The 14,235-nt window shown below is 69.9% G+C and carries 11 protein-coding genes; 6 read left to right on the top strand and 5 right to left on the bottom strand.

All coding sequences use genetic code 11. The features are described 5' to 3' along the window. Positions 1 to 18: 18 nt before the first annotated feature. Positions 19 to 1,095: an amidohydrolase family protein gene (locus tag OG953_RS32690; protein ID WP_405692185.1), complete on the bottom strand. Its 1,077-nt coding sequence runs from the start codon at positions 1,093 to 1,095 to the stop codon at positions 19 to 21. 132 nt (positions 1,096 to 1,227) lie between these two features. Here OG953_RS32690 and OG953_RS32685 point away from each other — a divergent pair, with 132 nt between their 5' ends. From OG953_RS32685 to OG953_RS32660, 6 genes are all read left to right on the top strand, one after another. Continuing rightward, the gene (locus tag OG953_RS32685) at positions 1,228 to 2,334 is read left to right on the top strand and encodes a pyridoxal-phosphate-dependent aminotransferase family protein (protein WP_405688834.1); all 1,107 of its coding nucleotides are present in this window, start codon (positions 1,228 to 1,230) and stop codon (positions 2,332 to 2,334) included. A gap of 394 nt (positions 2,335 to 2,728) precedes the next feature. Continuing rightward, on the top strand, positions 2,729 to 3,193 hold the full coding sequence (gene ectA, locus OG953_RS32680; protein WP_405692183.1) for a diaminobutyrate acetyltransferase: 465 nt from the start codon (positions 2,729 to 2,731) through the stop codon (positions 3,191 to 3,193). Between the two features lie 94 nt (positions 3,194 to 3,287). Further along, positions 3,288 to 4,556: a diaminobutyrate--2-oxoglutarate transaminase gene (ectB, locus tag OG953_RS32675; RefSeq protein ID WP_405688833.1), complete on the top strand. Its 1,269-nt coding sequence runs from the start codon at positions 3,288 to 3,290 to the stop codon at positions 4,554 to 4,556. A gap of 67 nt (positions 4,557 to 4,623) precedes the next feature. Then, the gene (locus tag OG953_RS32670) at positions 4,624 to 5,022 is read left to right on the top strand and encodes an ectoine synthase (RefSeq protein ID WP_405688831.1); all 399 of its coding nucleotides are present in this window, start codon (positions 4,624 to 4,626) and stop codon (positions 5,020 to 5,022) included. 3 nt (positions 5,023 to 5,025) lie between these two features. Then, entirely contained in the window at positions 5,026 to 5,919 is an 894-nt protein-coding gene (thpD, locus tag OG953_RS32665; RefSeq protein WP_405688830.1) for an ectoine hydroxylase, read from the top strand. Positions 5,920 to 6,025: 106 nt separating this feature from the next. Next, entirely contained in the window at positions 6,026 to 7,051 is a 1,026-nt protein-coding gene (locus OG953_RS32660; protein ID WP_405688829.1) for a VOC family protein, read from the top strand. Positions 7,052 to 7,088: 37 nt separating this feature from the next. On the opposite strand, the gene OG953_RS32655 is transcribed toward OG953_RS32660, so the two are convergent. The 4 genes from OG953_RS32655 to OG953_RS32640 form a co-directional block, all read right to left on the bottom strand. After that, on the bottom strand, positions 7,089 to 8,150 hold the full coding sequence (locus tag OG953_RS32655) for an aminotransferase class V-fold PLP-dependent enzyme (protein WP_405688828.1): 1,062 nt from the start codon (positions 8,148 to 8,150) through the stop codon (positions 7,089 to 7,091). Between the two features lie 119 nt (positions 8,151 to 8,269). After that, positions 8,270 to 8,989, bottom strand: a complete 720-nt coding sequence (locus tag OG953_RS32650) for a DsbA family oxidoreductase (protein ID WP_405688827.1) — start codon at positions 8,987 to 8,989, stop codon at positions 8,270 to 8,272. A gap of 265 nt (positions 8,990 to 9,254) precedes the next feature. After that, the gene (locus tag OG953_RS32645; protein ID WP_405688826.1) at positions 9,255 to 10,016 is read right to left on the bottom strand and encodes a hypothetical protein; all 762 of its coding nucleotides are present in this window, start codon (positions 10,014 to 10,016) and stop codon (positions 9,255 to 9,257) included. A gap of 44 nt (positions 10,017 to 10,060) precedes the next feature. Then, entirely contained in the window at positions 10,061 to 13,543 is a 3,483-nt protein-coding gene (locus OG953_RS32640; protein WP_405688825.1) for an FG-GAP-like repeat-containing protein, read from the bottom strand. Positions 13,544 to 14,235 lie beyond the last annotated feature (692 nt).

Here is a 14,235-nt window from a genome sequence, read left to right as displayed (position 1 = left end):
GGCTCCGTGAGCCGTCACTCAGCCGATCACCCGCCCGTTCAGCACCACGCGTCGCGGCGCCGCCAGCACCCGTACGTCCACCCGCGGGTCCTCGTCGTACACCACCAGGTCCGCCGGTGCGCCCTCCTCCAGCACCGGCCGCCCGAGCCACTGACGCGCAGCCCAGGTCGTCGCGGACAGCGCGTCCAGGGCCGGGATGCCCGCCTTCACCAGCTCGGCGACCTCGTCCGCCACCAGCCCGTGGGCGAGCACCCCGCCCGCGTCGGTGCCGACGAAGACCGGGATCCCGGCGTCGTACGCGGCGCGCACGGTGTCGTAACGCCGCTCGTGCAGCCGCCGCATATGGGCCGACCAGCGGGGGAACTTGGCGTCGCCGCCCGCCGCGAGCGAGGGGAACGTGGCGATGTTGACCAGCGTGGGGACGATCGCGACACCGCGCTCGGCGAAGAGCGGAATGGTGTCCTCGGTCAGCCCGGTGGCGTGCTCGATGCAGTCGATGCCGGCCTCGACGAGATCGCGCAGCGAGTCCTCGGCGAAGCAGTGTGCGGTGACCCGGGCGCCGAGCCGGTGCGCCTCGGCGATGGCCGTCTCGACGGCCTCGCGCGGCCAGCAGGCGGTCAGATCGCCCACCTCCCGGTCGATCCAGTCGCCGACCAGCTTCACCCAGCCGTCGCCACGGCGCGCCTCCTGTGCGACGTACGCGACCAGCTCGTCCGGCTCGATCTCGTAGGCGTAGTTCCGGGTGTATCTGCGGGGCCTGGCGATATGGCGGCCGGCCCTGATGATCTTCGGCAGGTCCTCGCGGTCGTCGATCCACCGGGTGTCGGACGGCGAACCCGCGTCCCGCAGCAGCAGCGCACCCGCCTCCCGGTCGGCGATGGCCTGCTTCTCGCTGGTCGCCGCGTCGACGGCACCGTGATGGTCGAGCCCGACGTGACAGTGGGCGTCGACCAGCCCCGGCAGCGCCCAGCCGGTGACGGTCACCGCCTCGTCCGCGCCGGCCGGCCTCCCGTACGAGATCCGTCCGTCGACGACCCAGAGCTCGTCGCGGACGTCCTCCGGTCCGACGAGCACCCGCCCCTTCACGTGCAGCACCTGCGGCGCCTTGTGATCACTCATGAACAGCACTGTACGAGGCACCGCGCGGCGCCCTGGGTACGCTTCGACGGAAGCACTGTCCGTACGCAGCACCGCGGCGCACCGACCCGATCCGAAGAGAGCACCACCGTGACGCACCCCTTCCTCGACCTCGCCCCGCTCACCGCCGCGCATTTCGCGGCCATCGAGAAGCGGGTGGCCGGCCTCCTCGCCACCGAGCAGGACGTCGTCATCATGCAGGGCGAGGCGCTGCTCCCCCTCGAAGGCTGCATCCGGGGCGGCGCCCGGCCCGGCTCGACCGCGCTGAACGTCGTCACGGGGCCGTACGGACAGACCTTCGGGAACTGGCTGCGCGACTGCGGTGCCAACGTCGTCGATCTGGCGGTTCCGTTCCACACGGCGGTCACCGCCGACCAGGTCGCACGCGCGCTGGCCGAGCACCCGGAGATCGACTTCGTCTCCCTGGTCCACGCCGAGGCGGCGACCGGCAACACCAATCCGGTCGCCGAGATCGGCGAGGTGGTCCGTTCGCACGGGGCACTGTTCATGCTGGACGCCGTCGCCTCGGTGGGTGCCGAGCCGCTGCTGCCGGACGTGTGGGGCGTCGACCTCTGTGTGATCGGCGCGCAGAAGGCGATGGGCGGCCCGGCCGGGGTGTCGGCGGTGTCGGTGAGCGAGCGGGCCTGGGAGCGGATCGCCGCCAACCCCCAGGCCCCGCGCCGCTCGTACCTCTCCCTCCTGGACTGGAAGGAGCGCTGGATCGACGGCGGTCGCAGGGCGCTGCTGCACGCCCCCGCCCAGCTGGAGATGCTGGCTCTGGAGGCCTGTGTGGAGCAGATCGAGGCCGAGGGTCTGGATGCGCTGATGACCCGGCACGCCTCGGCTGCCGCGGCGACGCGTGCGGGTGCGGTGGCGCTCGGCGGCGGTCTGTCGCCGTATGTGCACGAGGCGAAGGACGCGGCGCCGGTCGCGACGACGCTGCGCGCCCCGGCGGGCGTCGATGCCTCCGGACTGGTCGCGCGGGCACTCGCGGCCGACCCGTCGCTGCCGCTGATCGCGGGCGGCGGTGCGCTGTCCAAGGAGATGATCCGGGTCAATCACTACGGTGTGGACGCGACGCGGGGCGCGGTCCAGTCCTCGCTCGCGGCTCTGGGGGCGGCGCTGGCCGATGCGGGCCGGCAGGTCGACTTCGAAACTGCCCGCAAAGCCGTTTCGGAAACCTGGCCGAGCGAGTAGATCCGCACCGGAACGTCAATATTCCATAAATGCGGGGAGCTGCTCTATTCAGAGCAGCTCCCCGCATTCTTCTGCCCGCTTTCCCGGACCCTAAACACCCAGGTTTCCAGAAGCCCGATCCACACAATTCCGTTGCTTCACGCGAGAGTTACGACCTTGTGACCGACTCCACAACGCGGCCGTTATGCCGGATAAATAGCACCCAAATCAGAAGAAAGCACAGCCGGATCGCACCGGTGCACGCGCCCGCGTGATAACACAAAGGAGCACTCCACCCAACCCCTTACGTCGATGCAATTTCAGAATTTGCTGGGTAAATTCAATTCGCATGACCGCAGCACCAGCAGATTTTGCAAGTGCCCGAAGCGAATTCCTCACCATCGACACCCCACGAGTGGAGGACGGAGCCGCGATCTGGCGCATCGCCCGCGACTCCGAGGTCCTGGACCTCAACTCCTCGTACAGCTACCTGCTGTGGTGCCGTGACTTCGCGGCCACCTCCGTGGTCGCCCGCGACGAGACCGGCGGGCCCGTTGCCTTCGTGACGGGATACCTCCGGCCGGACCGCCCCGAGACACTCGTCGTCTGGCAGGTGGCCGTCGACCACGGCCACCGCGGGACCGGACTGGCGGGAAAGCTGCTGGACGCGCTGACCTCGCGGGTCGCAGCCTCGCAGGGCCTGGCCTCGGTCGAGACGACCGTCACCCCGGACAACACCGCGTCGGACCGGCTGTTCACCTCCTACGCGCAGCGCCACGACGTGGCCCTGGAGCGTGAAGTGCTCTTCGACGGCGGGCTGTTCCCCGAGGGAACGCATCTGCCGGAAGTGCTGTACCGCATCGGCCCGTTCCACGCCTGAGCGCCTCGGCCCGTTCCACGTCCGAGCACCTCGGCCCGTTCCGCACCTGGGCACACCGCCGCCCGTCACACCCCCCTCAAGCAGGAGATTCCCTGTGACCATCACCCCGCCCGCGCTGAGTGTCTTCGAGACCCTGGAGTCGGAGGTACGGAGCTACTGCCGCAGTTGGCCCGCAGTGTTCGACCATGCGCAGGGCGCCCGACTGACCGACGAGGACGGCCACACCTACCTCGACTTCTTCGCCGGCGCCGGATCGCTCAACTACGGCCACAACAACCCGGTGCTGAAACGCGCGTTGATCGACTACATCGAGCGCGACGGCATCACCCACGGCCTCGACATGGCCACCACCGCGAAACGCGCCTTCCTGGAGTCCTTCCAGAACAACGTGCTGCGCCCGCGTGATCTCCCGTACAAGGTGATGTTCCCCGGCCCGACCGGCACCAACGCGGTCGAGGCGGCGCTGAAGCTGGCCCGTAAGGTGAAGGGGCGCGAGTCGATCGTCTCGTTCACCAACGCCTTCCACGGCATGTCGCTGGGCTCGCTCGCCGTCACCGGCAACGCCTTCAAGCGGGCCGGGGCCGGTATCCCGCTGGTGCACGGCACCCCGATGCCGTTCGACAACTACCTCGACGGCCGGGTACCGGACTTCCTCTGGTTCGAGCGGCTCCTGGAGGACCAGGGCTCCGGTCTCAACCAGCCCGCCGCCGTGATCGTCGAGACGGTGCAGGGCGAGGGCGGCATCAATGTGGCGCGCCCCGAGTGGCTGCGGGCGCTCTCCGACCTGTGCCACCGCCGCGACATGCTCCTGATCGTCGACGACATCCAGATGGGCTGCGGACGCACGGGGGCGTTCTTCTCGTTCGAGGAGGCCGGCATCACCCCCGACATCGTCACCCTGTCCAAGTCCATCAGCGGCTACGGACTGCCCATGTCGCTCTGCCTGTTCAAACCGGAGCTGGACATCTGGGGGCCGGGCGAGCACAACGGCACCTTCCGCGGCAACAACCCGGCGTTCGTCACGGCCGCCGCCGCGCTGGACGCCTACTGGGCGGACGGACAGATGGAGAAGCAGACCCTGGCCCGGGGCGAGCAGATCGAGCAGGCACTCCTTGCGATCTGCGACGAACACGCCCGGCTCGGTGCGCAGTTCCGGGGCCGCGGCCTGGTCTGGGGCATGGATTTCACCGACAAGTCGCGCGCCGTCGCGGTCTGCGCCCGCGCCTTCGAGCTGGGCCTCCTGGTCGAGACCTCCGGTCCGCAGAGCGAGGTCGTGAAGCTGCTGCCGCCGCTGACCGTCACCCCCGAGGAGCTGGACGAGGGCCTGCGGACCCTGGCCCGCGCAGTCCGCGAGACCGCCTGATCCCGGACCCGCCCCGACGCGGGTCCGACGAGAAACACCGCCGCAGAGAGAAAGGCACCGACCCACCGTGATCGTCCGATCGTTCAGTGACATCGAGAACACCGACCGGCATGTGAAGGCCGCTTCCGGAACCTGGGAGAGCAAGCGCATCGTGCTCGCGCAGGAGAAGGTGGGTTTCTCGCTCCACGAGACCACGATGTACGCGGGTACCGAGACGTCGATGTGGTACGCGAACCACATCGAGGCCGTCCTGTGCGTCGAGGGCGAGGCCGAGCTCACCAATGACGAGACCGGCGAGAAGCACTGGATCACCCCCGGCACGATGTACCTGCTGAACGGCCATGAGCACCACACCATGCGGCCGAAGACCGACTTCCGCTGTGTCTGCGTCTTCAACCCACCGGTCACCGGACGGGAGGAGCACGACGAGAACGGTGTCTACCCACTGCTGACCGAGGAGCGCTGAACCATGACCACCGATGTACGTGCCGATCTGTACCCCACACGCGGCGCAGCCGAGATGATCACACCCCGTCAGGACCCGGTCATCTGGTCCCCGCCCGGAGCCCCGGGGCCGGTCGCCGTGAAGGATCTGCAGGGCTTCGAGCGCGACGGCTTCCTCACCGTGGACCAGCTGATCACACCGGACGAGGCCGCCGCCCACCACGCCGAACTGGACCGGCTGATCACCGATCCGGCGGTGCGGGCCGACGAGCGCTCGATCATAGAGCCGAAGTCGCAGAAGGTACGGTCGGTCTTCGAGGTCCACCGGATCAGCGAGGTCTTCGCCCGGCTGGTCGGCGACGAGCGCGTGGTGGGCCGGGCCCGTCAGATCCTCGGTTCGGACGTGTACGTCCACCAGTCCCGGATCAACGTCAAGCCGGGTTTCGGCGCTTCGGGATTCTACTGGCACTCGGACTTCGAGACCTGGCACGCCGAGGACGGCCTGCCGAACATGCGGGCGGTGTCCGTGTCGATCGCGCTGACCGAGAACCACGACACCAACGGCGGGCTGATGATCATGCCCGGTTCGCACAAGTCGTTCCTCGGCTGTGCCGGCGAGACGCCGAAGGACAACTACAAGAAGTCCCTGAAGATGCAGGATGCCGGCACCCCGTCCGACGAGGCGCTGACGAAGCTGGCCGACCGGCACGGCATCAAGCTCTTCACGGGTAAGGCTGGTTCGGCGACCTGGTTCGACTGCAACTGCATGCACGGCTCGGGGGACAACATCACCCCGTACCCGCGCAGCAATGTCTTCATCGTCTTCAACAGCGTGGAGAACGCCGCCGAGGAGCCGTTCGCGGCACCGGCGCGGCGTCCGGAGTTCATCGGGGCGCGGGACTTCACACCGGTGAAGTGACGTACCGGCGAGCTGAACCGGGCAGGGGTGGGGCGGCATCCGTCGCCCCACCCCCCTCTCCAAACCTGGTGGACCGTGGCGGCCGTGAGCGGCGACAGTGGGGCCCATGACTTCACTGGTACGTCACATCACGATCGACTGCGCCGACGCCTACGAGCTCGCCGGTTTCTGGTCCGGGGTGCTCGGCGCCCCGCTCTCCGCCGAGGACGCCCCCGGCGATCCCGAGGCACTCGTCGAGGCCCCCGGTGCCGCGCTGCTGTTCATCTCGGTGCCGGAGCCGAAGAGCGCCAAGAACCGTCTGCACCTGGATATTCAGCCGCAGGACCGCACCCGCGACGAGGAGGTCGAGCGGCTGCTCGGCCTGGGCGCCACTCTGGTGGCCGACCACCGCAAGCCGAACGGACGGGGCTGGGCGACGCTCGCCGATCCGGAGGGCAATGAGTTCTGTGTCGAGTGCAGTGCGGCGGAACGGGCCGCGCTGACCGGGACCCGGCTGCCGGTCACGGCGGACGACGTGACCACCGCGGTCCGCCTCGCGGTCGACGCGCTCCGGGAATCCCGGGCAGGCAACTGGCTGGTCCCGGCCGGGTCGTTGGAGTGGGACTGCTGGGAGACCGCGGAGCATCTGAGCGACGATCTCTTCTCCTACGCGGCCCAGCTGGGCCCGCGGCAGCCGCCGCTGGACGCGTACGTCCCGTACCGCTGGAACGCCGAGCACAAGGGCGGACCGGTGAACGCGATCTTCGCGGACCGGTCGGCCGGACCCGCCGGGCTGCTCCAGACGCTGGAGGCGAGCGGCGCGCTGCTGGCGGCGATGGTACGGACGGCCTCGCCCGAGGTCCGCTCGTACCACTCCTACGGGGTGTCCGACCCGGAGGGCTTCGCCGCCATGGGCATCGTGGAGACCCTGGTGCACGTGCATGACCTCGCCGCGAGCCTGGACGTCCCCTGGATCCCGCCGGCCGGCCTCTGCGACCGGGTACTGGCCCGGCTGTTCCCGGACGCCCCGAAGGACGCCGACCGATGGGCCGTCCTGCTCTGGGCCACCGGCCGCGGCGAGCTGCCCGGTCATCCCCGGGTCACCTCGTGGAAGTGGCACAGTGCGCCGCTGGACGGGTCCGGCCGGGCGTAGCGGGGGCCGGGCGGGCTCAGCCGGCATCCGGGCGGGTTCAGCCGGCGAGCACGTCCAGGGCACGGTCCACATCGGCCTCCGTGTTGTACAGGTGGAAGGCCGCGCGCAGACTCCCCGCCCGGTTCGAGACCATCACCCCGGCCCGCACCAGCTCCGGCTCCCGCCGGCCGAGTCCGGGCACGGCCACGATCGCCGACTCCCCCGGCACCGCCTCGTGCCCCAGCCCGGCCAGCCCGGCCCTCATGCGGGCGGCGAGCCCGGTGGCGTGGGCGTGGACGGCGTCGATGCCGACCTCGCCCAGCAGCGCGAGGGAGTGCTCGGCGCCGTGGTACGAGAGGAAGGCCGGCGGTTCGTCGTAGCGCCGGGCGGTCGGGGAGAGCCGACCGACCGGGCCGTACGTACTGTTCCCGGGGTCATCGGAGGCGACCCACGCGGCGAAGACGGTCGGCAGGGTGCGCTGCGCCTCCTCCGTGACGGTGAGGAACGACGCACCCCGCGGACAGAGCAGGAATTTGAAGCCGCCGGTGACGGTGTAGTCGTACGCCCCGGCGTCCAGCGGCAGCCAGCCGGCCGACTGGGTGGCGTCGAGCAGCGTCCGGGCGCCGTGGGCGGCAGCCGCCGCACGTACCGCGTCCAGATCGGCGATCCGGCCGTCGGCGGACTGCACGGAGGAGAAGGCGACGAGGTCGGTGCCGGGCCGTACCGCGTCGGCCAGCCCGTCCAGCGGGACGTAGCGCATCTTGAGATCGCCACGGACCGCGAACGGGCTGACGACGGAGCTGAACTCCCCTTCGGGCGCCAGGACTTCGGCCCCCGCCGGCAGTGAGGCCGCGATCAGCCCGACGTGTACGGAGACCGAGCTGCCGGTGGCGACCCGGTCGGCGTCGACACCGGCGAGGCGGGCGAATCCTGCCCGGGCCGCTTCCACCGCCTCGAAGTCGCCGGAGCCGGCCCTGCGGCCCGTGGCGATCGCCTCGGCGAGCGCCCTCACCGCGTCCACGGTGCGCCGGGGCAGCAGCCCACAGGTGGAGGTGTTGAGGTAGGTGGTCTCCGGCGCGAACTCGTCGTCCACCGTACGGCTGAGCGAAGTAGTCTCCATGAGCCCAGCCTGAAGCCCCCTTGACTCATCGTCAATTACAAAGAGTCAAGGGGTACATGCAAGCAATGCTTATGTATGCAGCTGAGCGAGGTGTCGGGCGACGGTGTCGGCCTGTGGCGTCAGGCGTTGCTGCCGGACTGCGGGACCTCGCAGGCACCGTCGGCGTCGCACGCCGCGGCGTCCCCGCCGATCGCGGTCAGCGGCCGGTCCTTCCACGCCTGTTCGAGCGCCTGGGCGAAGACCTCGGCGGGCTGGCCGCCGGAGATCCCGTACCGACGGTCGAACACGAAGAACGGCACCGCGTTGGCCCCGAGCTCGGACGCCTCGCGCTCATCGGCCCGCACCTCGGCGGCGTACGCCTCCGGGTCGGCGAGGACGGCACGCGCCTCGTCGGCGTCGAGCCCGGCCTCGACGGCCAGCTCGATCAGCACGTCACCGTCGAAGACGGAACGTTCCTCGGCGAAGTTCGCCCGGTAGGCGAGGCCCAGCAGCTCGTCCTGGCGGCCGCGGGCCTTGGCCAGGTGGAGCAGTCGGTGGATGTCGAAGGTGTTGCCGTGGTCGCGGCCCTCGGTGAAGTAGCCGAGGCCCTCGGCCTGCGCGTTGGCCGCGACGTTCGCCTCCATGGCCTTCGCCTCTTCGCGGGTGCGCCCGTATTTCTGCGCCAGCATGTCGATCACCTGAACGGTGTCGCCCTTGGCATGCGTGGGGTCGAGCTCGAAGGACCGGTGCACGACCTCGACCTCGTCGCGGTGGGCGAATCCCGCCAGGCCCTTCTCGAAGCGGGCCTTCCCGATGTAGCACCAGGGGCAGGCGATGTCGCTCCAGATCTCGACGCGCATGTCTCTTCTTCTCTCCGTGTTCTCGTAACGACAGCTCAGGCGGCGCGGAGCCACCCTCCGCTCCCGTGGACAACGCAGGAGCGGACGCCCTCATTCCCTGGTTGCGCGGGGCCGGTCGTCCCGCCGGCGCGTGGCCGGACGGCGGCGTCGGGGAAGGCTCCCGGCCGATAGGCAGACGCCGGAGGCAGGCTGCCCAGTTCTTTGCGGCTGGGGTGGTCGGTGCCGTCAAGGGTGAAGCGGGGCAGGGCGTGAACTGGGCACAAGCTCAGGAGAGGGCGGCGAACTGCGTGTCCACGACTGCGGGCGGCACGGCCAGATCCTTCGGGGACGCGGACGCTCCGGCGGCGGTGGTGGTGAAGAGGGAAACCGTGGCCCCCCGGCGCATCACGATGACCTTCTGGGCAAACTCGCTCCCGTCCGTTCGCAGGGTCACTCCGAACCCCATCGCCTGGTCCGCCCCCTGGGGCGCCAACTCCCGCACCGCGCCCGTCACCTGTCGCTCCTTGCCCGCGACCTTCATGGTGAAACCCTGCCCACAGGAGTCGGCGGCGGTGGAGAGCCTCGCCAGAGCGTCGACGGCACCCTCCTCCTCCTTGTACGAGGCGAGCGTCACCGTGGTCACCAGGCCGTCACCGGAGACCCGGCGCACCACCGTATCCTCGGGGCCGCCGAGCGCTGTACCGGCCACCGCGCGGGCCAGCGGCCGGCATGTCTGGTCCGCCTCGACGTCATCGGCCTTCGGGACTTCCTTGTCCGTCGGGGTGGTGACCTTCGCCCCGGGGACGCTGTCGCTCTTCAGCGCCTTCCCGGCCAGTCCGGCCGGCCCGGTGGCGGCCGGACTGGCGGCCGCCCCGCGCTGCAGGCCGTACGAGGGCGAGCCCGCCCCACCGCCCCCCGCCACGGAACACGCCGTCGCGAGGACCAGTGTGGCGGCCGACAGCGCGGCGGCCGTGCCCCTGCGTGCGGCGGGGCCGGGGCGGACGCCCCTGGCCGCGCCGGTGCCCGCGCCGCGTGCGTACTGCTTCATCGTCGTGTCCCTCGAACGTGCCTGGTGGTCGGAGCGGGGCCGCATCAGCCGAGCGCCATCTTGTTCTCCCAGCCGCCGCTGATGACGGTGGTCGCGCTGCCGCCCCAGGTGGCCGTCGCCTTGTAGAAGCGCACGGTGCCGTCGGCCATGAGCGCCCAGATGTCGGGGATGCCGTCACCGGAGACGTCCGGGGTGCCGGTCATCAACGGGATGCTCGCCAGGCTCCAGCCCGTACCGAACTCGGCGTCGGCTCCGGTCAGGGAGTTCGCCGCGCTGGCGAGGGAGGTCAGGCTGGTGCCGCCGCCCGCGTCGGGCTTGCCGAGGCGCAGCAGCAGCCGGTTGGTCGCGAACGTCCGATACACCAGGTCCACGGAGCCGTCGCCGTTGTAGTCGCCCACGTTGACCAGGTCACGCTCCGTCCAGGCCGACGAGGAGAGCTGGGTTGCGGTCTGGAAGGTGCCGCCGGTGTACCCGGAGAAGACCCACAGGGTGTCGCCCGAGGTCGCGAAGAGCTCCGGGCGGCCGTCGCCGGTGATGTCGCCGGTCGCGAGGATCTGGGTGAACGTCGACGGACTGGGGGCGTTCGACGGCAGCCACACCTCGGTGCGCTGCTCGACGTCGACACTGCCGTAGCCGTCGCCCCGGTAGATGTAGAGCTTGCCGTCGCCGGTCCGGGCGACCAGGTCCTGGATGCCGTCGCCGGGCAGGAAGTCACCGTTGTGCGTGATCAGTGACGGCTTCCCGGCCGGGTCGAGCCAGTAGTCGCCGCCGTCGGAGATGCCGTCCTCGTCGAGGTCGGCCTCCAGGCTCACGCCGTCCCGGTGGGCGGCTTGGAGCGAGACATGGATGTCGCCTGTGCGAGTGGCCGGATACAGCCGCAGGTCACCGGTGGCGTCGAGGAGGTAGAGGTCGGCCACGCCGTCCCCGGTCACATCACCCGCCGCGTCCTTGGTGTTCTTGGGGGTGACGTAGAAGAGGTACTTGGTCGCCGAGGGCGACGTGTTCCCCGAACTGTCGACAGCCTTGGCGTAGAGAATGTTGGGGCCGGCCGCGAGCGGCGGGATCGACACGGTGACCGACCCGCCGGCGGTGACCGTCGGGGTGGTCTTGTTCAGGCTGCTGGAGTTGACCGAATAGGTGTACTTGACGGTGTCGGTCGAGCCGGCCGCCGCGAAGGTGAACTTCCCGGTGGTGCCGAACGTGACCTTGCTCCAGTTGGTGCCGTTGCCGTCGTCCTCGGGGTAGTCGGTGGAGGTGATCTCCGGCGAGTTCGGCGCCGAGGAGTCGTAGACGAAGCCGCAGTTGGCGGTGGTCGGCGGACCGTAGGTGGAGGCCGCGCCCGACGAGTCGAGGGCCCGTACCCGCCAGAAGTAGGTCTTGCCGTTGGTGAACTCGCTCGCCGTGCCGTCGGCGCCGTCGATGACCACGCTGGCCGCGCCGGTCGAGTCGACCGTCCGGTTCCCGTCGTAGATCTTGGTGCTGCTGCCGGACTGCCAGATCTCGAAATCGAGGTACTTCAGGTCACCGTCCGGGTCGCTCGACTTGGCGGCCAGCGTCACGTCGCTCAGCCCCACCGAGGCGTACGGGCTGGTGGTGTCGCAGCCGGTGCCCGGCGAGATGTCGAGACCGGTGGGCTCGGCCGGCTTGCGGTTGTACGTGATCACGATCTTCGGTGCGGAATCGCTCTCGGCCTTGAACTTCTTCCAGGAGTAGGAGGAGTCCTCCGTGCTCGCCTGGAGACCGATGGTGAAGTTGGTCCAGCCGCCGTCCGCCGCGTCCTGCGCGGCCGACTTCCCGTCGTACACCACGTAGGCGTCCGGGCAGGACGACGAACTCCAGCCGTTGGCGAAGGACTTCCTTCCGATCTCCTCGGTCCAGGACGGCTGGTTGTTCCACGTGGTGGAGGAGGAGATGCCTCCGGTGCGCCAGACCTGCATCTCGCGGGCCGAGCACGACCAACTGTACGTCTCGTAGAGCCTCAGGTCCGCCTTGGTGACCGTGGCGCCTTTGATACTCGATGTCCAGGCCAGCCGGAAAAACGAGCGGGACAGACCACCGGTGGTCGACTCGTAGCCGACCCGCGCCTCAGTGGTACCGGTGTTGTAGTTCGCCCCGTCGTAGAAGCTGGACGTCGGGTACTTCTTGTACGTCGTCGTCCAGTTCTTCGTCTTGCCGGTGATCGACGGGTCGATGAAGACCGGCCAGACCGTCTTCGAGCTGGTCAGCAGCCCCTCGTCCGGGGTGATGGCCAGCGTGGCGTCGGTGCTGCCGCCGCCGGTGAGCGTGGCCGCGCCCAGCGCGGTGTGCGCGCCGATCTGCGGGCCGGCGAGGCCGGGCAGGTCCAGCACCTCGGTGTCGGCGGAGCGGAAGACGGCGCGCGAGACGGTGGTGCCCGCGGCGGCCGGGCCGGAGCCGTACGCCGACTGCTGCGCCGGGTCGTCGGAGGGGTCGTCCTGGGCGGCCGGCGTGGACGGGGCGGGGGCGGGGGCGGTGGTGGCCTCCTCCCCCTCCGGTGCCGCCGTGTCGTCGGTCTCCGGGGCGTCCGGGTTCTCGGGCGCGTCCGTGGGCTCCTCGCCCGGCTCCTCGGAGTACGACGGTGAGGGTTCGTCACCGGGCTCGGGGGCCACGGGGTCGGCGCCCTCCGTCACGGCCGGCCGGCCGGCGGAGTCCCACAGGAACGGGGTGGGCGAGACCGCGATCTCCGCACCGGCCTCGTCCCTCGCGGTGACCGCGTGCGTCACCGGGTCGAGGTGGAAGGTGAGGTCGGGGGAGCTGAGGCGGTACGAGAGGTCCGCCCCGGCGAGAGCGGAGGCCGCCTCGGCGTCGTGCACGACGAGCACATGGGTGAAGCCGCTGTCGCGTGCCGTCAGCAGCATGTCGACCCCGTCGAGCACGCCGGGATACAGGGCGGTGTCCCCGTCGATCTGCGGCTCCGGGAGCTCCCCGGGCCAGCTCATGGTGATCTCGTGCCCGCCGGAGCTGAGGGTGACGAGGTCCTGGTAGGCGGAGGCGTCGTCGGTGGCAGCGGTCACGGCACGGGGTGACGAAGCGCGCGACACGGTGAACGAGGCGTGCTCGGCCCCACCGGCCTTGCCCTTGCTCTTCCCGGCGGTACTCTCGCCGCCGCCGGGGGAGAAGACCACCGGGTCGGACGCGGCCTTCGGCTCCCAGCCCCGGTCCGTGCGGGCCAGGGTGGTGTCCAGGGACTTCCAGACACCGCCGACCTCGGCCCGTACCGGTACCGCGCTCGCGGTGAGTTCGAAGCTGCCGTCGGGCAGCGCGAACGTCGTCGACGTGGCGTCGCGCAGGGCGGTCACCTCGACGCGCTTGCCGGTGCGTACGGCCTGCCGCTGCGCCCCGCTCTCGTCGAGCGGTGCGGTGGCCGGCGAGACCGGAGTGGCAGCCGGTGCGGCCGGGTCTGCGGGGTCGGGCCCGAGCAGGGCGAATCCGAGACCGGCCGCGACGAGCGCCGCCACTCCCGCCGCGGTGCGCCGGACGGTGGCCCGGCTGGGACGACGACGTTCCACGGTGCTGGATTCCCTCCCCCAAAAACGGCATGAGCCATTTCCGGAGAAGATGTCCTGGCGTCGGCAATGCCGTGCTCGCCGGGGCGTTCCGAGAATGCGCACGCCGTCACGTTTTCAGTGAGCCCCCGTCCCTCTCGGATTTCTCTCCGCTGTCCGGAGTTCCTCCCCCGACAGAGGAGGGGCGAGAGAGAAGCATGCCGGAAGGATCACGTCGCATCCATAGGTGTGACCTTCCTGTGTGCACGACCCCGTGTTCACGGTCCGGACCTAGTCAACCCCGCTGAGCTGGCAAATCACCCACCGCTCAGGCCCGCTGACGGTTCGACAGCGTGCGGGTAACTGGTCAAATCACTGCAAAAAGTTGCGCGGGGAGGTCGCTAGATGCCTCCGTTCACCACTTTGCCCATATCTAAGTTGATCTTGAAGTGAATGGGCGCCAATTTCCTGAATGAGGGAATAGTAGAAGCAAAGAGAACATAGATGAAAAATGTCGCGTGAGTGAGATCACTGCTACCCCAGATCATTTGACGAGTTGTGAATTCATGGCTGACCATTCGGCGAATCAAGTAGCCTTCGGCGCCCGGTGTTTCGCACGGTTCGGCCGGTGGTCGGGATCGACTGTGGGGGGCTGCGGCCGTCGTGTGGGGATCACTTTCGTGGAGTGGCCGGGGGAGGCTTCCCGGCACCGAGAA

It is taken from the genome of Streptomyces sp. NBC_00057, assembly GCF_045041165.1.
GTDB lineage: Bacteria > Actinomycetota > Actinomycetes > Streptomycetales > Streptomycetaceae > Streptomyces.
The sequence above is the reverse complement of the archived record's forward strand: the minus strand, read 5'-3'. Positions and strand labels throughout refer to the sequence as shown.

What these genes read in the sequence shown, in the direction of transcription:
- OG953_RS32655 (WP_405688828.1), bottom strand. Translation starts at nt 8,150, where the DNA reads ATGGAGACTACTTCGCTCAGCCGTACGGTGGACGACGAGTTCGCGCCG.
- OG953_RS32660 (WP_405688829.1), top strand. Translation starts at nt 6,026, where the DNA reads ATGACTTCACTGGTACGTCACATCACGATCGACTGCGCCGACGCCTAC.
- OG953_RS32650 (WP_405688827.1), bottom strand. Translation starts at nt 8,989, where the DNA reads ATGCGCGTCGAGATCTGGAGCGACATCGCCTGCCCCTGGTGCTACATC.
- thpD (WP_405688830.1), top strand. Translation starts at nt 5,026, where the DNA reads ATGACCACCGATGTACGTGCCGATCTGTACCCCACACGCGGCGCAGCC.
- OG953_RS32645 (WP_405688826.1), bottom strand. Translation starts at nt 10,016, where the DNA reads ATGAAGCAGTACGCACGCGGCGCGGGCACCGGCGCGGCCAGGGGCGTC.